The 20407-nt window shown below is 73.8% G+C and carries 15 protein-coding genes; 9 read left to right on the plus strand and 6 right to left on the minus strand.

Annotation, left to right across the window (positions count from 1 at the left end):
* The first annotated feature begins 76 nt into the window (after positions 1–76).
* Positions 77–817 (plus strand): hypothetical protein, encoded by a 741-nt coding sequence (locus tag AB0F89_RS17655; protein ID WP_367137519.1) that lies wholly within the window; start codon positions 77–79, stop codon positions 815–817.
* A gap of 17 nt (positions 818–834) precedes the next feature.
* On the opposite strand, the gene AB0F89_RS17660 is transcribed toward AB0F89_RS17655, so the two are convergent.
* The 5 genes from AB0F89_RS17660 to AB0F89_RS17680 all read right to left on the minus strand — a co-directional run bounded on the left by AB0F89_RS17660 (position 835) and on the right by AB0F89_RS17680 (position 8893).
* The gene (locus AB0F89_RS17660) at positions 835–1569 is read right to left on the minus strand and encodes a peptidylprolyl isomerase (RefSeq protein WP_367137521.1); all 735 of its coding nucleotides are present in this window, start codon (positions 1567–1569) and stop codon (positions 835–837) included.
* Between the two features lie 75 nt (positions 1570–1644).
* Positions 1645–4584, minus strand: coding sequence for an AAA family ATPase (locus AB0F89_RS17665; protein ID WP_367137523.1), 2940 nt, complete (start codon positions 4582–4584; stop codon positions 1645–1647).
* An 85-nt stretch (positions 4585–4669) separates the two neighbouring features.
* Positions 4670–4876: a hypothetical protein gene (locus AB0F89_RS17670; protein WP_367137525.1), complete on the minus strand. Its 207-nt coding sequence runs from the start codon at positions 4874–4876 to the stop codon at positions 4670–4672.
* Positions 4873–7653: a type 2 lanthipeptide synthetase LanM family protein gene (locus AB0F89_RS17675; protein ID WP_367137527.1), complete on the minus strand. Its 2781-nt coding sequence runs from the start codon at positions 7651–7653 to the stop codon at positions 4873–4875. Before AB0F89_RS17675 ends, AB0F89_RS17670 begins: the two co-directional genes overlap by 4 nt.
* Before the next feature lie 682 nt (positions 7654–8335).
* Positions 8336–8893, minus strand: coding sequence for a hypothetical protein (locus tag AB0F89_RS17680; RefSeq protein WP_367137529.1), 558 nt, complete (start codon positions 8891–8893; stop codon positions 8336–8338).
* An 80-nt stretch (positions 8894–8973) separates the two neighbouring features.
* Here AB0F89_RS17680 and AB0F89_RS17685 point away from each other — a divergent pair, with 80 nt between their 5' ends.
* The 6 genes from AB0F89_RS17685 to AB0F89_RS17710 all read left to right on the plus strand — a co-directional run bounded on the left by AB0F89_RS17685 (position 8974) and on the right by AB0F89_RS17710 (position 15299).
* The gene (locus tag AB0F89_RS17685) at positions 8974–9501 is read left to right on the plus strand and encodes a hypothetical protein (protein WP_367137531.1); all 528 of its coding nucleotides are present in this window, start codon (positions 8974–8976) and stop codon (positions 9499–9501) included.
* Entirely contained in the window at positions 9498–10499 is a 1002-nt protein-coding gene (locus AB0F89_RS17690) for a LacI family DNA-binding transcriptional regulator (protein ID WP_367137533.1), read from the plus strand. The genes AB0F89_RS17685 and AB0F89_RS17690 overlap by 4 nt, the downstream gene beginning before the upstream one ends.
* Positions 10500–10693: 194 nt before the next feature.
* Positions 10694–12049, plus strand: coding sequence for an ABC transporter substrate-binding protein (locus AB0F89_RS17695; RefSeq protein ID WP_367137535.1), 1356 nt, complete (start codon positions 10694–10696; stop codon positions 12047–12049).
* Positions 12049–12918: a carbohydrate ABC transporter permease gene (locus AB0F89_RS17700; protein WP_367137537.1), complete on the plus strand. Its 870-nt coding sequence runs from the start codon at positions 12049–12051 to the stop codon at positions 12916–12918. Before AB0F89_RS17695 ends, AB0F89_RS17700 begins: the two co-directional genes overlap by 1 nt.
* Positions 12915–13754, plus strand: a complete 840-nt coding sequence (locus tag AB0F89_RS17705; protein WP_367137539.1) for a carbohydrate ABC transporter permease — start codon at positions 12915–12917, stop codon at positions 13752–13754. Before AB0F89_RS17700 ends, AB0F89_RS17705 begins: the two co-directional genes overlap by 4 nt.
* A gap of 24 nt (positions 13755–13778) precedes the next feature.
* Positions 13779–15299 (plus strand): glycoside hydrolase family 13 protein, encoded by a 1521-nt coding sequence (locus AB0F89_RS17710; protein ID WP_367137541.1) that lies wholly within the window; start codon positions 13779–13781, stop codon positions 15297–15299.
* On the opposite strand, the gene AB0F89_RS17715 is transcribed toward AB0F89_RS17710, so the two are convergent.
* Entirely contained in the window at positions 15283–15786 is a 504-nt protein-coding gene (locus tag AB0F89_RS17715) for a MarR family winged helix-turn-helix transcriptional regulator (protein WP_367137543.1), read from the minus strand. The two genes, AB0F89_RS17710 and AB0F89_RS17715, sit on opposite strands and share 17 nt — an antisense overlap.
* A gap of 107 nt (positions 15787–15893) precedes the next feature.
* Here AB0F89_RS17715 and AB0F89_RS17720 point away from each other — a divergent pair, with 107 nt between their 5' ends.
* A complete protein-coding gene (locus AB0F89_RS17720) occupies positions 15894–16964 on the plus strand; it encodes an alkene reductase (protein ID WP_367137545.1) in 1071 nt (356 codons plus the stop codon).
* Positions 16965–17055: 91 nt separating this feature from the next.
* The gene (locus tag AB0F89_RS17725; RefSeq protein WP_367137547.1) at positions 17056–20313 is read left to right on the plus strand and encodes an NACHT domain-containing NTPase; all 3258 of its coding nucleotides are present in this window, start codon (positions 17056–17058) and stop codon (positions 20311–20313) included.
* Positions 20314–20407: the final 94 nt, after the last annotated feature.

Here is a 20407-nt window from a genome sequence, read left to right on the forward strand (position 1 = left end):
GCCGGTTTCGGGGTTGGCGCCCTTTGTCGCGGCGGGTGGGGGAGGATGGCCTTGTTCACCGGCCGCGGGGGGAGTCATGCGCAAGTCCGTCGTCGCGTTGGTGCTGGCCGCTGTGCTGCCGGTCGCCGGGGCCCTGGCGGGTTGCGCGGAGCGGACGGGCCTGCCGACGCCGACCCTGGGCCCGGCGGCGGCCGACAGCGCCGCGCTGGTCACCGACCTGACCGCCCGCGCCGACGGGCAGCGGTCCGTCCGGTTCACGTCCGAGACCACCATGACCGGCCTGCGGGTGACGCTGGACGGCGACCTGCTGCGCACCCCGGACGGCCGGTTGGTGTCGGCCCGGGAGGACTCGTCCACCGACGTCGTGGTGCTGGAGGACGCCGGCTACTCGCGCACCGACGGCGGCCCGTGGACCAGGCTCGACCTGGCCGACCGGGCGCCCGTGCACGCGGACACCACGGTGGCGGGCCTGGCCGACGAGGTCGACCCGGCGGTGGTGGTCGAGGCGCTGGCCGGGAGCCTGCTCGTGACGACGGGCGACGAGCTGGTCGACGGCGTGCCGACCCGCCGGTACACCGTGCTGGTCGACCTGCGGGTGCAGGCCGAGCGGACGCCCGCGGGCACCCGGCGCGCGCAGCTGCTGGCGGCGTACGAGTCCGGCTTCACCGCGTCCGCCACCGTGTGGGTGGGTCCGGGCGACCTGCCGGTGCGGGTGGAGCAGGTGCTGAAGACGTTGGAGGACAACGACTTCCAGCGCACGGTGCACCGCTTCACCGACTGGAACGCCGACATCCGGGTGACCGCGCCCGTGTCCTGACGACCAGGCCCAGGTGGCTAGCCGAAGCGCAGGGCCCGGCGGATGTCCGTGGTCAGCGCGGGGCGGCCGTCCAGCTCGCTGTCCGGGTTCGGCGCGATGCCGCCGGCCGCGACCCGGTCGAGGGTGGCCAGCCCGGCCGGGGTGATCCGGCCGAAGACGGTGTAGTTGGGCCGCAGCACGGAGTCCGAGGTGACCAGGAAGAACTGGCTGCCGTTGGTGTCCGGGCCCGCGTTCGCCATGGCCAGCGTGCCGCGCGGGTAGATCCGGCGCTCGCCGGTCGGGTCGTTCGGCGCCGGCGGCAGGTCGGTCGGCAGCTCGTCGGCGTACCGGTAGCCGGGGCCGCCCTCGCCGGCGCCGGACGGGTCGCCGCACTGGAGGACCTTCAGGGTCGGGTAGGCGGTGAGCCGGTGGCAGGTCGTGTCGTCGTAGAACTTCTTGCGGACCAGGTGCAGGAAGCTCTGCACGGTGCAGGGGGCCTGCGCGCGGTCCAGGACCAGCGGGACCGGGCCCTGGTTGGTCATCAGCAGGACGACCGGGTGGCCGCGGTCGGGGGTGTGCCGGGGGTCGGGCGGCAGCGGCACCGGGCGCGCGGCCGGCTCGTCGGGCGTCACGGTGTACGCGCACGGGCCGCGGGTCACGCCCGTCGCGCCGGTCGCCTCGGTTGCTCCGGTCGCCCCGCCGGTCGAGGGGGACGCCTGCGCCACCCCGCCGCCGAGGGCCATCATCAGCGCCACTGCCACCAGGATCTTCACCCGACCAGGTGTAGCGGACGATCACCGCGGTAGCTAGGGCCGGTCGGCGGGTCCGGCCAGGTCGGTCAGGTCCGGTCAGGTCCGGTCGACGGGCCCGAGCGAAGCGGCGTAGGCGCAGAGCGATTCCCGGTCCGGCAGGGCGGTCTTCGTGATCAGGCTCGCCACGTGCTTCTCCACCGTCCGCGGCGAGATGTGCAGCCGCGTGGCGATCGCCTTGTTCCCCAACCGGCCCACCAGCAGCCGGAACACCTCGAACTCCCGCACCGTCACGCCCAGCGCCCGCAGCTCGCGCGGCACCTGGTCGGAGCCCGTCCGCCGCTGCGGCACCGAGGCACCGACCTGCCGCAGCAGGCCCCGGCACGCGCTGGCCACGGCGGGCAGGCCGGCCTGGTGGAAGAACTCCTCCGCGCCGCGCAGCCAGGCCACCGGCTCGCCCCAGCCGTCGACCACGGCCGCCTCCGCCACCAGCCGCAGCCCCAGGTGCCTGGCCAGCGGGTGGATCGAGGCCGCCTCGCGGGCCACCCGGACGGCCTGCGCCGCCTCCTCCTCCCGGCCGAGCCTGCCCAGCAGCACGGCCAGCGCGAACTGCGCGAAACCCCGGTTCCAGCGCATCCGGGCCGCCGCCGAGGCGGTCACCTCCCGGTAGCCGTCCAGGTCGACCGCGCCGGACAGCGCGTCCAGCAGCAGCCGCAGCCCGTGCCGCCCGGACAGGTGGTACACCGTCGGCGTCTCCGCCTCGTGCGCCATCGCCCGCGCCAGGTCCTGCCCGGCCGTCGCGCGGTCCTCCTCCAGCAGCGCGCAGAACGCCCGCGCCAACCCGAAGCACAGCGGGCGCTCCTGCGAGCCGACCCCGCCGATCGCGTCGAACGCCTCGATCGCGGCGTCCATCTCGGCCCGCCTGCCCTGGTGCGCGGCGGCCGTCGCCTGCGCCATCAGCCCGTACAGGGTCAGGTGTTCGAGCTGCAACCGCCGGGTGTCCGCGACGATCCGCGCCAGCCTGCCCGCCGCCGCGTCGTACTCGCCGCGCAGCACGGCGTCCAGCCCGAGGATCGACTCCGCGCCGTAGGCGACGCTGATCGCGCCGAGCCGCAACGCCTCCTCCCGCGCCTCGACCAGCTCGGTCGCCACGCCGTCGGCCAGCCAGTCCAGCCCGGCCTGCCTGCTCACCGCGTACAGCCGCTGGATCGGCAGCCCGTGCTCCTCGGCCAGGTCACGCGCGTGCCGGAAGCACTCCGCCGCCTCGCCCAGGTCGCGCTCCCGCGCCAGCACGCCCAGCAGCTGCCACGCCTCGCAGCCGACCTGGGGCAGCGGCACCCGCTTGGCCGCGTCCGCCGCCCGCCTGGCCAGGAACTCGGCCGAGGCGATCCGGTCCGGCAGCTCCACGTGCAACGTCGTCAGCGCGGCCACCGCGTCCAGCCGGGCGGTGTGCTCGTCGTCGGCGTCCGGGCCGAGCAGGGCGCGGGCCGCCTCCACGTGCGCCATGCTGTCGTTCCACCGGCCGGCCACGTTGGCGACCTGCGCGAACGTGGTGTGCAGCTCCCCGCGCCGGACCCGGCTCAACCCGGCCGCGCTCAGCTCGGCCACCGCGTCGACCAGCGCGAACGCCCGTTCGAACTGGCCCGCCTCGGCCAGCGCGGGCAGCAGCGAGGCCAGCACGTCGGCCCGGACCGAGACGTCCACCCCGCTGGCCAGCAGCCGGTGCGCGTGGTCGAGCAGCCGCACCGCGGACCCGGCCGCGCCGTCGGCCAGCGCCCGCCGCCCGGCCTCGGCCAGCAACGCGCCCGCCTCCGCGGTCTGCCCGGCGTCCAGCCGCAGCGACGCCACCAGCGCGCACCACTCGCCCTCCAGTTCGGGGTGCAGCTCCCGCACGGCGTCCGCGGTCCGCCGGGACAGCTCGGCCCGGTGCGGCGGCGGCAACTGCGCCAGCAGCGCCTCGGCGGTCAGCGGGTGCCGGAACGCGTACCAGTCCGGCACCGGCTCGTCCGGCGTGACGAGCTGCGCGGCCACGCCCGCGTGCAGGTGGGACAGCAGGCTGCGGTCGTCCAGGCCGGTCACCTCGCGCAGCACCGACAGCGGGAACCGGTGGCCGAGCACGGCGGCGACGGACAGCAGCTCGCGGCCCTGCGGCCCGAGCCGTTCGGTGCGGTGCGCGATGGACCGCACCAGGGCCGACGGCACGTCGATGCGCAGCTCGCCCAGCACCTGCCAGCCACCCGGACCGCGCACCAGCAGGCCGCCGTTGACCAGGCCGTGCAGCATCTCCTCGACCACGAACGGGTTGCCCGCGCTGTCCGCCCACATCCGGGCCGCGACCTCGTCGGGCACCTCGGCCGCGTCGACCTCCAGGCAGGCGGCGACCATCCGGCGCACCTGCGGCTCGGTCAGCCGGCGCAGTTCCAGCAGCACGCCGGCTTCCCGCTGCGCGGCGAGGCGGACCACGTCGAGCGTCGGGCCGGGGTGGGCGCGGGTGGTCACCAGCAGCGCGGCGGGCACCTGGTCCAGGTTGTCCACCAGGTAGTCGACGACGGCCAGCGTCTCGGCGTCCGCGTCGTGCAGGTCCTCCAGCACCACCAGGCACGGCCGGTCCCGGCCGACCACGGCCAGCAGCCGCAGCACCGCCTCGGCCAGCACGACCACGGACTGCGCCTGGCGCTGCTCCTCCGAACCGGACCGCTCGCGGCCCAGCTCGGGCACCAGGGCGCCGAGCGCGGGCTGGTACGGGCCGAGTTCCCGCAGGTCCGGGCCGTCGCCCGTGCGCAGCAGGGACATCAGCGCCTCGGCCAGCGGCCGGAAGGGCACGATCGGCCCGATCGTGCTGCCGCGCCCGCGCAGCACCCTCATGCCGCGGTCGAAGGCGGCGCCGGCGGCGAAGCGCGCCAACCTGGTCTTCCCGATGCCCGCTTCCCCGACGAGGAAGACGGCACGTCCGCGCCGGTCCTCGGCGTCGGTCAGTACCCGGTCGAGCACGCGGAGTTCTTCGTCGCGGCCGACCACGACCGGCGCGCGGGTGTGCATGGGACGACCATAGTCAAGCTGATCGACCGCACACCAAACTGCCCGCACCCCCAGAGGGCGGGCAGTCCGGCGGCGCTGCGACCGGCTAGGCGTTCAGGCCGGGCGCGCTCACGGTGATGCTGTTGGCGTTGGCGGCCACCACGGCGTAGGCCCCGACGGCGAGGGTGAGACCGGCCAGGGCGCGGGCACGGGCCCCGGTCCTGGTCGTGCGCGACAGCGCCATCTCACCCGCGGGGTGGTCGCCGTCCTGGTCCTCGTCCCAGGTGGTGACCTCGTGGTCGGCGTTGCTCATCGGGTGTTCTCCTCGCGGGGTTGGGTGTTGTCGTGCGTGGCGCCGAGCAGGAGCACGGAGGGCACCTGCTCGGGGAAACCGAGGCGGAGCAGGCCGTAACCGATCCCGGACAGCCCGGTCAGCAGCCCGGCCGAGGGCACGCCGCCGGGCGTGCCGCAGCGCGCCCCGTACTGCTCCAGCGCTCCGAGCACCAGTCCAGCACGCCGGGTCTGCATGGCCGCCGCCAGGGCGTGCCCGCGTTCGGCGAGCACGGTCAGCGACTCGACCACGCCCAGCTCGCCGTGGCACAGGCTGAGGTCGCGGAGCGGTTCGTGCACCGCCAGGGCGTTGAGGCACCGGTCCAGGTGCAGGGTGTGCGCGTCGACCGGCTGGCCGGGGTGCGCGGCGTGCGCCAGCACCGCGCCGGACAGGCCGGAGCACCAGCTGTGGTCGGCCTCGGCCACGTCCAGCAGGCGTTGCCGCAGCGCGTGGTCGGCCCGCAGGTTGGCCCGGCCCGCCACGCCGTAGCGGTCGTCGCCGGCGGCGCGCGCGTAGCGCAGCAGCGCCCAGCCGACGCCCGCCCGGCCGCGGGCGAACCCGTCGCCGCCGGGCGCGGCGGCCAGCAGCCGGTCGGCGTGCCGGCGGGCCAGCGCGCCCGCGGCGGGCAGCCCGGACTCCGCGCGCACCGCCAGCATCGCGGCCAGGCCGCCCGCCCAGCCCTCGACCAGGTTGGCCGGGTCCTCGCCGATCGCCTCGACGGTGGCGGCGACGTCCACGGCGGTGCGCAGCCAGCCGCGGATCCCGTCGTCGTCCAGCAGGTTCGCCAGCCGGGCCAGCGCGTAGCAGATGCCGCCCAGCCCGTGGAACGCGCCGCTGCCGACGGCCACCGCCATCTCGGCGTCCTCGGCGAACGCGGTCAGCAGGCCGGGGATCGGCGCGAGCGCGTCCCGGGCGTACTCGGTGTAGCGGGCGGCGCCGGTCAGCTTGCCCAGCTGCGCCAGGAACAGCGCGACGCCGGTGTAGCCGTTGGACAGCCCGGCGCCCATCGGCGCGACCGTCCAGTGCCGGTCGTCGACCAGCTCCAGGCCGACCCAGTTGACCCGGCCGCCGTCGGCGGTGGCGTGCGCCAGCACCTCGTCGGCGATGCCGCACGCGGCGGCCAGCAGCCGCTGCGGGTCCGGGACGCCCGCCTCCAGCGGCGCGGGCACCCCGGCGCCGGTGCGGTGCTCGACCGGCCGCGGCCGGCTCGCCAGGGCGGCGCTGACCAGCCACTGCTGGTCGTGCTTGTCCACCTCGCCCAGGCTCTCGACCTTGGCCGCGACCGCGTCCAGCCCGGACAGCGGCAGCAGGTCGGGCAGCCGGCGGCCGGTGGAGGTCCACACGTCCCGGCTGCCCGGCCGGGTGGTGAACAGCGGCACGTCGCCCGCCCACAGGTCGGTCATCTCGTGCGGCACCAGCTCGGGCAGCAGGTCCTGGTCCGGCGAGTCGTCCCAGAGCAGGTCCAGCGCGTCCTGGCGGGCCGGGGCCCCGCGCAGCGCGTCCGGGTGCGTGGACTCCTCCAGCAGCGTGGCGTAGAGCTGGGTCATCCGCGGCACGAACCGCGCGGGCAGGTCGGCGAACCCGGCCAGCAGCCCGTCCGGGCCGAGGAGTTCGGCGCGGTGCTCGCAGATCGCGTCGTAGCCGACGCCGAACCCGGCCAGCAGCGCGCCCTGGTAGTCGGCGGGCTCGGCCTGCCGGCCGTCCAGCACCGGCCGGTTGTGCGCGGGCCGCACGGGCGCGGGCCTGCGCACCAGGCGCATCCGGTCGGTGCCGGGGTGCAGCCAGGCCACGCCGTCGGCGGGCAGCCGGTCGCCGTGGTCGCCGCCGGTGCCGCCGATGTCCAGCGCGCCGTGCTCGCCGAGCAGCACCAGCGGCAGCACGGCGGTCCGGTGCACGGACCGGGCGAACGCCCGCACCGCCGGGTCGGTCTGGACGCCGACCGTGGGGTGGAACAGCGTCTCCACGTCCACCAGCACCGGCTGGTCGCCCGCCGCGAGCAGGTTCTCGTAGTGCATGTCGGTGCCGTCCACGGCGTACAGCAGCGCGATGAGCGCGCCGAGCCGGTGGTAGAACCGGCCGACCTCGGTGAGGTCCGCGCACGGCGCGTGCTCGATGAACTCCAGCCACCCGTGGGTCGGCCGGGAGACCGCGCGCGGCAGCCGCAGGCCGAGGTCGGTGTGCCCGTCGAACCACGCCACCAGGTCCGCGAACGCCTGGTGCAGCGCGACCGGCCGGGGCTTGTAGACGACCCGGCGGCCGTCGGCGAAGGTCAGCACGGCCACCGAGCGGCCACCGGCGTGCGGGTCGCCCCGGCCGGTCTCCACCCGGGCGAGCGGGCCGGGGTCGCGGCCGTCGAGCAGGGCCGCCACGATCGCCGGCCGGTCCAGCGCGAACCGGTCCAGCAGCTCGCGCTGCGCCTCCACGGCGTTCAGGCAGGTCTGGCCGAGCAGCCTGGCCAGCACCGGGTACCTGGCGAACAGCGAGGTCAGGTCGACGTGCCGGACGAAGTCGGCGAACCGCTCCTGCGGCGTGTCGCCGACCAGCCGACCGGCGACCCGGTCGAGGTTCAGCTCCAGCACGAGGGTCCGGGCCGCGACGCGGACCAGCCGCCCGCCCAGCGCGCGGGCGAAGTCGGCGTCCAGCCGGGGGTCGCGCGCCACCGCCGTGCGCACCAGGGGTCTCAGGGCGAAGGCGAACGCCTCCTCCCAGCTGCCGCCGGCGAAGTCTGCACGGGCCGCGGTCGTGGTGGCGCGTTCCACGAACGCGGCCCATGAGGGCCGTCCACGGGGGACGACCAGCTCTTGGGGGTCCCCGCGCACGCCGCTGAGCCACCACGCTGCGGGGGGCCGGTCGACGGCGGAGGGGAACACGCGCACAACGTGTCACGGCGCACGGCGGCGCACATGGGGGTCGTGCCCCCAGATTTGCCGGCCGGTGAGAGCTGGGACCGCACATCTGCGGAGAAGGGCTTCGTCGCAGGTCACCAGCACCTTGCCGGGAGGTGACGAACGCGGTCGGGGCGAGTGGCGCGGCGGGTCGGGGCCCGGTCGAAACCGGGAACCGGCGCCTCAGCGGGTGGGGGTCGGGCGCGCGGGACGAGGTGTGCGTGCTCAACCAGCCGCCGTACCTCTCGCCGGTGGAGGAGCACACCGCGATGGGGGTCGACACCCGGCGGGGGCACGTGCGGAGACGGGTCATCCACGACCGGTCGAGCGTGGAGCTGCCGGGGCGGCCGGCCGAGATCGGCGAGCTGGTCGCGTCGGGGGAGCGGGCCAGGGGGACGCCGACGCTGCCGTTCAAGCCGGCGGTGGTGGACGCCAGGGTGGCCGTGCTGCCGGTGGCCGTGCGGGACGGGTGGCGAGGTGGACGCGTCGCTGCCGGCGGCCGGGCTGACGGACGAGAGCATCGCCCGCCGCGGCCGGCTGTGAGGCCCGGTGGCGGTCAGGCGGCGCAGTTCTCGGCTTCGTCGGCGGCGTCGCGGAACTCGTCGGGCAGGGAGACCACGCCCATCTTCTCCACCGCCTCGTTCATCACCGTGACCGCCTCGGTCATGTCCTGGATCACGGCGGTGAACACGTCCGGGGTCATCTCGGGCGCGGCGTCGACGGTGGACTTCGCCGAGACGAACTTGTCCCGCGCCCTGGTCAGCGGCTCGCTGATGACCTCGACCGCGGTGTCGGCGGCCGGGGTCGGGGCGGGGGTCAGCTCGTCCAGGTCGTGCAGCACGACGTCCAGCACGCTCACCACCCGGCCGAGGGAGTCGCCGACCGACTTCTTCGCCGCCGCCGGATCGGTCTGGGTCTGGTCGAAGGTCACCCCGCCCGAGGCGATCATGTACTTCGCCACGCCGCAGAAGTTGTTCATCCAGCGCACGACCTCGGGCTCCGCCCCGGACGCCGCCGACGTCGGCCCGGCCACCGGCCGACCCGTCACCGGCGTCGCGCACCCGGCCAGCCCGGACAACCCGACCAGCGCCACCGCCACCACCCACCGCTTCACAGGGGATTTGTACCCCGTGTCACTCGATAGTGGGGCGGAACATGACAACCGGGCGACCCCTCGGCCACGATGACGGCCTCATGACCGTCTCACTCGACATCGCCGGCGGGATCGCGGTCATCCGGCTCGACGGGTCGTCGGACACCGTCCTGCCCGACGTGCGCGCGGTGCTGCCCGCCATAATCGCCGCCGGTGCCGCCGTGCTCCGAATTGCGCCCGATTTGTCCACTACCGACTTGAAGCGACTGCTCACGGCCTCGCCTTCGCAGCGCGAAGCGATCGGGGCGGCGCTGCGCGGCGTGCGCGACGAGCTGGCGGAGCTGCCGGTGCCGATCGTCGCGGCGATCGGCGGCTGCCCGTCCGGCGAGGCGGCGGAGCTGGCCCTGGCGTGCGACCGGCGGGTGCTGGCCGCCGACGGCGGTCTCGGGTGGGTGACCGGCGACCGGGTCCTGGTGGCACGCCGCGTGACCGCCGACGAGGCGTTGCGCACCGGATTGGTGGACCGCGTCGTCCCGGCGTCCGCCGTGCTGCGGGTGGCCGTCGAACTCGCAAACGAGTGCAAGCGCGCGCAAGCGGAGCGTAATTCCTGCCCTATAGTTGCTACATGACGCAACGGCGGTTGGCGGAAGTGGCCGCGAAGGTCGGCGTGAGCGAGGCGACGGTCAGCCGGGTCCTCAACGGCAAGCCGGGTGTTTCCGAAGCGACGCGGTCGGCCGTGCTCACGGCCCTGGACGTGCTCGGGTACGAGCGGCCGACCCAGCTGCGCGGCGAACGCGCCCGCCTCGTCGGCCTGGTGCTGCCGGAGCTGCAGAACCCGATCTTCCCGGCGTTCGCCGACGTGGTCGGCAACGCCCTGGCCCAGCGCGGGTTCACCCCGGTGCTGTGCACCCGCACGGCGGGCGGCGTGACCGAGGCGGACTACCTGGAGCTGCTGTTCGAGCAGCACGTGTCCGGCGTGGTGTTCGCCGGCGGCCAGTACGCGCAGGCGGACGCCTCGCACGAGCACTACCGGCAGATGACGCGGCGCAAGCTGCCCGCGGTGCTGGTGAACGCCGCCATCGAAGACCTCGGCTTCCCGCGGGTGTCGTGCGACGACGCGGTGGCCGTCGAGCAGGCGTTCGGGCACCTGGTGGCGTTGGGGCACGTGCGGATCGGCGCGGTGCTCGGCCCGTCGGACCACATGCCGTCGCGGCGCAAGCTGGCCGCGCTGGTCACGTGCGCGAAGGCGGCGGGCGTCGAGCTGTTCGAGGAGCACGCCATGTTCTCGCTGGAGGGCGGGCAGGCCGCGACCACGCGGCTGCTCCACCGCGGCGTGACGGCGATCGTGTGCGCGTCCGACCCGCTGGCGCTGGGCGCGGTGCGCGCCGTGCGGCGGCACGGGCTGAAGGTGCCGCACGACGTCTCGGTGGTCGGCTACGACGACTCGCCGCTCATGACGTGCACCGAACCGCCGCTGACCACGGTCCGCCAGCCGATCGAGGCCATGGGCCGCGCCGCCGTCGAACTGCTCGCCAACCAGATCTCCGGCACCCCGGTGCCGGACGAGGAACTCCTCTTCGAACCGGAACTCGTGGTCCGCTCCTCCACGGCCCCGGCGCCCCGCTGACCCCACGCCGCTCCTCGACTGCCGTCCACCGACCCGGTGGGCGGCAGTTGTCGTGTGCGCGCTATCGGACGACAACGCCCGGTCAGCTTACGAGTTGATGTCGACAAGTTGCGAGATTTCGTAGACATCTTGCGGAGATGTGTTGTCCGGACCTACCGTGTGCGCCACACCACAGCCGAGGAAGGTCCGCCCCCATGAACTCATCCAACCTCCGCAGAGCGGCGGGGTTGCTGCTGGCAGGCAGCCTGAGCCTGACCGCCGTCGCCTGCTCGGACGCGGGCGACGCCGCCGCGCCGGGTGGCAAGGTCACGATCTCCGTCAACGGCCAGCCGCCGCAGACCCAGGCGTTCGACCGCAAGGTCTTCGACGAGGACGTGGCCGAGTTCGAGGCCGCCAACCCGGACATCGACATCGAGCCGCACGAGGGGTTCATGGACCCCAAGACGTTCTCGGCCAAGCTCGCCGGCGGCCAGCTCGAAGACGTGTTCTACGCCTACTTCACCGACCCGGCGAACCTCATCGCCCGCAGGCAGGCGGCGGACATCACCGAGCACGTCAAGGACGTGCCGCACTACGACGCGATCCGGCAGGAGCTGCGCGACGTCTTCAGCAAGGACGGCAAGGTCTACGGCGTGCCCACCGCCAACTACTCGATGGGCCTGCTCTACAACCGCGCCCTGTTCACCGAGGCGGGCCTGGACCCCGACCAGCCGCCGAAGACGTGGGACGAGGTCCGCGAGGCGGCCAAGAAGATCTCCGCGCTGGGCAGCGGGAAGGTCGGCTTCGCCGAGTACAGCAAGAACAACCAGGGCGGCTGGCACTTCACGTCCTGGATGTACTCCGTCGGCGGCCAAGTGGCCCGCCAGGACGGCGACAAGTGGGTCGCCGACTTCAACAACGACAAGGGCCGCGAGGTCCTGCAGCACCTCAAGGACATGCGCTGGACGGACAACACCATGGGCGAGAAGCAGCTCCTGGTGATCGAGGACGTCCAGCAGATGATGGGCGCGGGCCAGCTCGGCATGTACCTGGCCGCGCCGGACAACGTGCCGACGCTGGTCAACCAGTTCAAGGGCGACTACGCGAACTACGGCCTGACCGGCATCCCCGAGGGCAAGGGCACGCTCATCGGCGGCGAGGGCTACATGGTCAACCCGAAGGCGTCGCCGGAGAAGATCAAGGCCGGCCTGAAGTGGATCTCCTGGAAGTTCCTCAACCCGGACCGCTTCGAGCGCAACCTCCAGCGCTACAAGGACCAGGGCCAGCCCATCGGCCTGCCGGTGCCGCCGGTGTCCGACGTCTGGACCGGTGACATCGCCGCCAAGCAGGCCGAGCTGAAGGAGAAGCTGGCGACCGTGCCGGTGGCCAACTTCAAGTCCTACGTGGACGCCTCGCCCAAGGGCAACATCGAACCGCCGAACGCCCAGCAGGTGTACGCGATCCTGGACAACGTCATGCAGGCCGTGCTCACCGACCGCGACGCCGACGTCGCCCAGCTCCTGGCCGACGCGGAAGCCAAGGTGAACCCCGTCCTGGCACAGGTCAAGTGATGCGCCGCCGCGTCGCGGAGAACCTGACCGCGTACGGGTTCCTGTCCGCCGCGTTGATCTGCTTCGCGGTGTTCTCCTGGTACCCCATCGCGCGTGGGGCCGTGCTGGGCTTCCAGCAGGTCGACTTCGTCACCGACCCCGCGTGGGTGGGCTGGGAGAACTTCGAACGCCTCTTCGCCGACCCCCTGTTCGCCACGGCGTGGCGCAACACCCTGCTGTTCACCGCGCTGGCGCTGGTGTTCGGCTTCGTGGTGCCGTTCCTGCTCGCGGTCGTGCTCAACGAGCTGCGGCACTTCAAGGCGTACTTCCGGCTGGTCGTGTACCTGCCGGTGATGCTGCCACCGGTGGTGGCCGCGCTGATCTGGAAGTGGATGTACGACCCCGGCCCGGGCCTGCTCAACACCGCGTTGCGCGGGCTCGGGCTGGAGGGCGCGGCGTGGCTGGACAGCGCCGACACGTCGATGCTGTCGCTGGTGATCGTGTCGACGTGGGCCAACCTGGGCACCGCGACGCTGATCTACCTGGCCGCGCTGCAGAGCATCCCCGGCGACCTGTACGAGGCCGCCGAGCTGGACGGCGCGGGCGTGCTGCGCAGGCTGTGGCACGTGACCGTGCCGCAGACCCGGTTCGTGCTGCTGGTCCTGCTGCTGCTCCAGGTCGTCGCGACCATGCAGGTGTTCACCGAGCCGTACGTGATGACCGGCGGCGGGCCGCAGGACTCCACCGTGACGGTGCTGCTCCTGCTGTACCGGTACGCCTTCTACTACAACGACTTCGGCACCGCGAGTGCCCTGAGCCTGTTGCTGCTGCTGGTGCTCGGCGCGTTCACCGCGCTGTACCTGCGGGTGACGCGGAAGGCGGACGCGTGAGGACGTTGATCGCGCCGGGACGCGCGGGCCTCGGCTACAAGGTCGCGCTGGCGGTCACCACCGTCGTGCTCACCGCGGTCTTCGTGGTGCCGCTGCTGTGGGTGGTCGTCTCCGCGATGAAACCGGCCGTGGAGCTGGCCCGCGTGCCGCCGACGATCCTGCCGCAGACCTGGACGCCCGGCACGTACGCCGAGGCGTGGGACCTGATGGACCTCGGCCGGTACTTCCTCAACACCCTCGTCGTCGCGGTGGGCGTGTGGGCGGTCCAGCTCGCGGTCGACGTGCCCGCCGCCTACGCCCTGTCCCGGCTCAGGCCGGTGCTGGGCAAGGGCATCCTCGGCATGATGCTGGTGACCCTGATGATGCCCGCGGCCGTGCTGCTGGTGCCCACCTACCTCACCATCGCCGACCTCGGGCTGCTCAACAACCCGCTGGCGCTGTGGCTGCTGGGCGCGGCGAACGCGTTCACGGTGTTCCTGCTCAAGCGGTTCTTCGACCAGCTCCCGGTGGAGGTGCTGGAGGCGGCCCGGATCGACGGCGCCGGCCAGCTCACCATGCTGTGGCGGATCGTGCTGCCGCTGTCCCGGCCGATCCTGGCGGTCGTGTCCATCTTCGCGGTGGTGGCCGCGTGGAAGGACTTCATCTGGCCGCTGCTGGTGTTCTCCGACCCGGCGCGGCAGACGCTCAGCGTCGCGCTGCAGCGCTTCGCCCCCGACACACCGGTCAACCTGCTGCTGGCGGGGCTCGTGCTGTCCAGCGTGCCGATGATCGGCCTGTTCCTGGTGTTCCAGCGGCACGTCCTGGCGGGTCTCACCGCCGGCAGCGTGAAGGGCTGACACATTACCGAGGGAGGATTCCACATGAACTGGTGGCGCGGTGCGGCCATCTACCAGGTGTACCCGCGCAGCTTCGCCGACGGCAACGGCGACGGCATCGGGGACCTGGCGGGACTTCGGCAGAAGCTGCCCTACCTCGCCGAGCTGGGTGTGGACGCGATCTGGCTCAGTCCCTGGTACCCGTCGCCGCTGGCCGACGGCGGCTACGACGTCGCCGACTACCGCGACATCGAGCCGGTCTTCGGCACGCTCGTCGAGGCGGAGAAGCTGATCGGCGAGGCGCACGCGGTCGGCCTGCGGGTGATCATCGACATCGTGCCCAACCACTGCTCCGACCAGCACCCGTGGTTCCAGGAGGCGTTGGCGGGCAAGGGGAGGGACCGGTTCTGGTTCCACGAGGGCGACGAGCCGCCGAACGACTGGCAGTCCCGGTTCGGCGGACCGGCGTGGAGCCGCACGCCGGACGGCTCGTGGTACCTGCACCTGTACAGCCCGGAGCAGCCGGACCTGAACTGGACCAACCCGGAGGTGCGGGCCGAGTTCGAGTCGATCCTGCGGTTCTGGCTGGACCGGGGCGTCGACGGCTTCCGCATCGACGTGGCCGACGGCCTGGTCAAGGACTTCTCCCGGCCGGACGCCGACCTGCCGTACTCCGACCAGGACGGCGTGCACGACGTCTACCGGTCGTGGCGCAAGGTGCTGGACGAGTACCCGGACGACCGGGTGTTCGTCGGCGAGATGTGGCTGCCCGACCCGGAGCGGTTCGCCCGCTACCTGCGCGCCGACGAGCTGCACTCGGCGTTCAACTTCGACTTCCTGTGCTGCCCCTGGGAACCGGCCGAGCTGCGCCGGGTCATCGACGCCACGCTGGCCGCGCACGCGCCGGTCGGCGCGCCGCCCACCTGGGTGCTGTCCAACCACGACGTGACGCGGCACGTGTCGCGGATGGGCCGGGAGGACACGTCGTTCGACTTCGGCCGGCGGCAGCACCTGACGCCGACCGACCTGGAGCTGGGCTCGAAGCGGGCGCGGGCGGCGATCATGCTGACCACCGCGCTGCCCGGCTGCGTCTACGTCTACCAGGGGGAGGAGCTGGGGCTCGAAGAGGTCGACGACCTGCCCGACGAGCTGCGCGAGGACCCGGTGTGGGTGCGGTCGGGCCACACCGACCGCGGCCGGGACGGGTGCCGGGTGCCGATCCCGTGGGGCGCCGACGGTCCGTCGTGGCTGCCGCGGCCGGAGCACTGGGCGTCGCTGTCGGTGGCCGCCCAGACCGGCGACCCGGAGTCGATGCTGGCGCACTACCGCGACGTGCTCCGGCTGCGCCGGGCGGAGGACGCGCTGGGCGACGGCCCGATGCGGTGGCTGGACCTCGGGCCGGACGTGGTCGCGTTCGCCCGCGGCGACGACTTCGCGTGCGTGCTCAACCTGTCCGCCGACCCGGTCGCGCTGCCCGCGAACGACGGCGTGCTGCTGGCCAGCGGCCCGCTCGCCGACGGCGCCGTGCCGCCGGACACCGCGGTGTGGCTCAGGACGGTCCGGTAGCGGCGGCGGGTCGCTGCACCCGCGCCACCAGGTTGCACTCCAGCAGGCCGAGCACCCTCAGGGTCTCGGCCTGCTGGTCGTCGTCCAGGTCGCCGAGCGTGGCGGCTTCCAGCTCGCCCCACATCCGCTCCACCTCGTGCCGCAGCGCCTGGCTCGCGGCGGTCGGCTCGACGAGCACGGCGCGGCCGTCGGTCGGGTCGGGGGAGCGGCGGACGAAGCCCGCGCGCTCCAGTCGCTGCACGGTCCTGGTCATGGTCGGCGAGTCCGCGCCGAGCACCGCGCACAGGTCGGCCTGCCGCTGCGGGCCGCAGTCCCACAGGTGCATCATCACCAGCTCCTGGCCGGTGTGCAGACCTGCCTGCCTGAGCAGCTGACCGGCCAGCATCCGGTGCAGCCGGGCCACGCGGAAGATGGCGTGGCTGACCCGGCCGTGCTCGGCGACTTCGGGGACGCGGACTGACGTGGGCTTTTGTCCGGTCGTGGCCATGCTCCCGAGTTTACCGCTGGTGTGGAGTGAGGGCCGTCACAGGGTAGTGAGGAATGTTCCGAGTTCGGATTACTGTTCGGACAGGTAACAGCAATCCGGAGGAAGACATGAGCACCGCGTTCGAGCCGTTCGACCTGGCGGGCACCAAGCTGCCCAACCGGATCGTGATGTCCCCGATGACCCGTAGCCGCGCCCACGACACCGTGCCGACGCCGCTCATGGCCGAGTACTACGCCCAGCGCGCGAGCGCCGGGCTGATCATCAGCGAGGGCATCCAGCCCGTCGCCGCCGGCCAGGGCTACCCGCACACGCCCGGCCTGCACACCGCCGAGCAGGTCGCCGCCTGGCGCGTGGTCACCGACGCCGTGCACGAGGCGGGCGGCCGGATCTTCGCGCAGCTCATGCACACCGGCCGGATCGGCCACCCCAGCCTGCTGCCCGGCGACCTGCACCCGGTGGGCGCGTCCGCGGTCCGGGCCGAGGGCTCGGTGTACACCGGCTCCGGGATGCTGGACTTCGTCACGCCCGCCGAGCTGTCGCCCGAGGGCATCCGGGAGACCGTCGAAGGCTTCGCCGCCGCCGCCCGCAACGCGGTCGAGGCCGGGTTCGACGGCGTCGAGCTGCACGGGGCCAACGGCTACCTGCTGCACCAGTTCCTGGCCGACAACACCAACGTGCGCTACGACGAGTGGGGCGGCTCGGTGGCCAACCGCGTCCGCTTCGTGGTCGAGGTCGTGCGCGCGACGTCCGAGGCGATCGGCGCGCACCGCGTCGGCCTGCGGATCTCGCCCGGGAACCGGTACAACGACATCGCCGAGGAGTCGCACCACGAGGTGTACCCGGCGCTGGTCGACGCGATCAACCCGTTCGGCCTGGCCTACCTGCACATCGCCGAGCAGGACGAGCGGGCGCTGACGCTGGAGCTGCGCGAGCGCTTCGCCGGCGCCCTGGTCCTCAACCCGTTCACGCCGGACGGCGTCACCGGCCCGGCCGACCTGCGGCTGCTGGACGACGGCACGGCCGACGCGCTGGCGTTCGGCGCGATGTTCCTGGCCAACCCGGACCTGCCCGCCCGGCTGGCCGCCGGCGGCCCGTTCAACGCGCCCGACCAGTCGTCGTTCTTCGGCGGCGCCGAGAAGGGCTACACCGACTACCCCGCGCTGACCACCGCGAACTGAGCGTCCACCCCCTCGGCCGGGGCGTCCGCAGAAGTGCGGGCGTCCCGGCCGGACCCTTCTTCACCCGCCGCCGGGATGACAAACTCCCGCGGTGGACCGGAGCAAGTTACCGAGACGTCGGCTGCTGGTCGTGGGTGCGGCGGCCGTCGTCGTGGTGGTGGTCGTGCTGGTCGTCCTGGCGACGAACCCGCTGGAGGCCAACGACGCCTACGGCAGCATCGTGGCCGCGCTGGTGGCGCTGGGCACCGCGTTCACCGGGATCGTGCTGTACCTGCGCCACGAGGAACCGCAGCCGCCGGTGGACGAGGCCGCCGAGGCGCTGGTGGTCGAACTGCTCCAGCAGTGGGAGCCGGAGATCAGGCACCGGCGGCAGCGCTTCGGCGACTCGCGGGTCATCCCGCTGTCCTGGAAGGAGACCGACCGGGACGTCGCGCCCGACCCCGCGTCGCTGCTCGGCGGCGACACCCGGCTCCGCTCGGTCCACCTCAAGCTCGACGGGCGGCTGGACGACAACCCGGACCGGGCGGCGGAGAAGATCGCCCGCGCGTTCACCGGGCAGAGCCTCAGCAGGCGGCTGGTGGTGCTCGGCGAACCGGGCGCGGGCAAGACGTTCCTCGCCATCACGCTGACCGTCGGTTTGCTGCGCGAGTGGGCGCCGGGCGGGCAGGTGCCGGTGTTCCTGTCGCTGTCCTCCTGGGACCCGGTCGAGACCACGCTCGACGACTGGATCGTCCGCACCCTCGCGCAGACCTACTACGGCGGCCGTGAGCGCACACCGCGCGCCCTGCTCGCCCGCCGGCTGCTCACCCCCGTGCTCGACGGCCTGGACGAGATGCCGGAGCACGTGCGCCGGCAGGCGATCAGCCGCGTCAACGACACCCTCGACGGCGACCGCCCCCTGGTCCTCACCTGCCGCACCGCGGAGTACGAGGACGGGCTGGCGGGCGGCGCGCCGGTGCTGCTGCGCGCGCCGGTCGTGGAGATCCGCCCGCTCGGCCCCGACGACGTCGTGGCGCACCTCAGGGGCGAACCGCGGTGGGCCGAGGTGGTGCGCCACGTCGAGCGGCACCCGGACAGCCCGCTGAGCACCGCGCTGTCCACCCCGCTCATGCTGTCGCTGTCCACCGCCGCCTACCGGGCGAAGGACCCGGCCGAGCTGGTCGAACCCGGCCGGTTCACCCACCGGCACGCCGTCGAGGACCACCTGGTCGACCTCCTGGTGGACGCCGTGTACCCGGAGGAGGCGCCCGCCGGGCCGTGGTGGCGGCCGAAGCCGTGGACGGCCGCGCGGGCCCGCACGTGGCTGACCAACCTGGCGCTGCACCTGCACCGCCACGGCGAGCGGGACATCGCCTGGTGGCGGCTCGCGCAGCGGGTGCTGTCGCCGTGGACGGCGGCGGCCCTCGGGCTGCTCGTCGGCCTGCCGGTCTGGTTGCTGGCCCTGGTCGTGCAGTCGGCGTCCGGCTACCCGTTCGCGAGCGACAGCGGCGACCCGGTGTCGGTGCTGCTGAACTCGCCGCCGCTGCTCGGCACCCTGTTCGGCGTGGTCGTCGGCTCGCTGTGGCTCGTGGGCGCCCGCCGGCCGCCGGGCCGGGGCCTGCTGACCGCGGACCGCGGCGGCGTCGGGTTCGGTGGCGGCTTCAGCACCGGCGTGCTGCTGGTGCTGACCCCCGGCACGCCGCTGCTGCTCGCGTTCCAGACCCGCCTGGGCACGGGGTACGTGCAGATCACCAACGTGGTCGCGCTGGGCGCCGCGCTGTTCGGGGTGGCGGTGGTGGCCGGGCTGGCGGTCGGCCTCCACGAACTGCTGCTGGCCCGCTCGGACCGGACGAGCCGGGCGAGCCCGGAGGAGTTCCTGCGCCAGGACCGCCGGTCCGCGCTGTCCGCGGTCGTGGTGGCGTCCCTGGTGGTCGGCGCGTTCAGCGTGCTCGCCGCGACGCTGGGGGCGGCCGTCGGCGGGCACGTGGGCCAGCGCGTCGCGGTGGCCGTCGGCCTGCCGACCGTCGTGAACGTGCACCTCCCGCCGCTGGACACCCACGTCCCGTGGTCCCTCGAACCCGGGGACCGGCCCGCGCTGGTCGCCGTCAGCGCCGTGCTGGCGGTGCTGTTCGCCGCGGCGCTGCTGACCACCCGGGCGTGGACCCGGTTCGTCGTCGCCAGGGTGGTCGTCGCCGTGGACGACCTCCTGCCCCTGCGGGCGATGACCTTCCTGGAGGACGCGCGGCGGCGCGGCCTGCTGCGGGTCGCGGACGGGAGCTACCAGTTCTGGCACGTGCGGTTGCAGGAACGCCTCGTGGCGACCGCCGACGACGACGCGTCGAGCGCGGACGAGGGCGCGGAGCCCTGGTTCGTGGTCGCCGGGCTGACGGTGCTGGTCCTGGCCGCCGTCGTGGCGGTCCCGGTGTGGGCGCACGAGCCCGAGGAGTGCCGGGCCACCGGGTGGGAAGCCGTGGACGACCGGGTGGTGCGGGTGGTCGACGACGAGGACGACTCCGGGTGCTTCGCCTTCCTGTACCCCCAGGAGTGGCAGCTGCTGGAGCGGTCGCCCGGCGACGCCGCGCTGCTGGCCGAACTCGGCTCGCCGCCGCCCCCGTCCACGGTGGAGCCCGTCTCGATGACGGTGGTCGGCGAGTTCGACGCGCTCGCGCCGGCGCAGTGGCACCGCGCACTCGAAGGCGTGGTCGCCGCCCGGCAGGCCAGCAGGTACCCGCAGTACCTGTACTTCTTCTACGCCGACACCGACGGGTTGCGCGGCACCGCGGCGCACGAGATGACCAGCATGTACTACGACGTCGGCGCCCGCGCGGTGCTCGTCGGCAACGACCGGTCGCTGGTCGACGTCGACCCGGACCGGCCCCGCCGGGTGCTCGGCGCGGCCGACCGCGACCTGGCCGCGCTGCCCGAGCAGTACGCCGCGGAGCTGGTGGAGAACTGGCTGCGCGCCGGGGGACCGGACCGCCGGCTGCCGCCGGGCGCGCTGCTCGACGGGATCAGCGACGGGGACTGCGCGGCGATGCGCAACGTCAGCGGCGACCCGCTGGAGGGGCGTGACACGTACGACGTCCGCGGCGTCCCGCTGCCCGAGTCCTTCTTCGACCAGGTCGAGAGCTGCGGCCGGGTGTCGCTCCTGGTGGACCAGGAGCAGGCCGAGGACCTGCGAGAACGGCCGGAGGACGTGCCCCTGGTGATCGACGTCGTGCACGTCTCCGACGAGTCGGCGACGATCGAACCGCACTGCCGGGCGCTGCTGGGGGAGGACGCGCACCCGGAGAGCGTGGCCACCTGCGCGGCGGCCCTCGCCGTGGCCGACTCCTTCCGCGTCACGCTGGCGCCGGTCATCGAGCGGTGACCCCGGTCCAGGCGCCGTGACGCGACTCGGCCCCGGTCACCCTCCGCTGTGGAGGATGACCGGGGCCGAGGTGTCCGGTGCTAGCTGCCCGGTG

The organism is Saccharothrix sp. HUAS TT1 (assembly GCF_040744945.1).
Taxonomy (GTDB): Bacteria; Actinomycetota; Actinomycetes; order Mycobacteriales; family Pseudonocardiaceae; genus Actinosynnema.

Coding starts and splice junctions, on each gene's coding strand:
- AB0F89_RS17670 (WP_367137525.1), bottom strand. CDS start 4,876: ATGAGCAACGCCGACCACGAGGTCACCACCTGGGACGAGGACCAGGAC.
- AB0F89_RS17685 (WP_367137531.1), top strand. CDS start 8,974: ATGACCGTCTCACTCGACATCGCCGGCGGGATCGCGGTCATCCGGCTC.
- AB0F89_RS17700 (WP_367137537.1), top strand. CDS start 12,049: ATGCGCCGCCGCGTCGCGGAGAACCTGACCGCGTACGGGTTCCTGTCC.
- AB0F89_RS17665 (WP_367137523.1), bottom strand. CDS start 4,584: ATGCACACCCGCGCGCCGGTCGTGGTCGGCCGCGACGAAGAACTCCGC.
- AB0F89_RS17690 (WP_367137533.1), top strand. CDS start 9,498: ATGACGCAACGGCGGTTGGCGGAAGTGGCCGCGAAGGTCGGCGTGAGC.
- AB0F89_RS17710 (WP_367137541.1), top strand. CDS start 13,779: ATGAACTGGTGGCGCGGTGCGGCCATCTACCAGGTGTACCCGCGCAGC.
- AB0F89_RS17715 (WP_367137543.1), bottom strand. CDS start 15,786: ATGGCCACGACCGGACAAAAGCCCACGTCAGTCCGCGTCCCCGAAGTC.
- AB0F89_RS17720 (WP_367137545.1), top strand. CDS start 15,894: ATGAGCACCGCGTTCGAGCCGTTCGACCTGGCGGGCACCAAGCTGCCC.
- AB0F89_RS17655 (WP_367137519.1), top strand. CDS start 77: ATGCGCAAGTCCGTCGTCGCGTTGGTGCTGGCCGCTGTGCTGCCGGTC.
- AB0F89_RS17695 (WP_367137535.1), top strand. CDS start 10,694: ATGAACTCATCCAACCTCCGCAGAGCGGCGGGGTTGCTGCTGGCAGGC.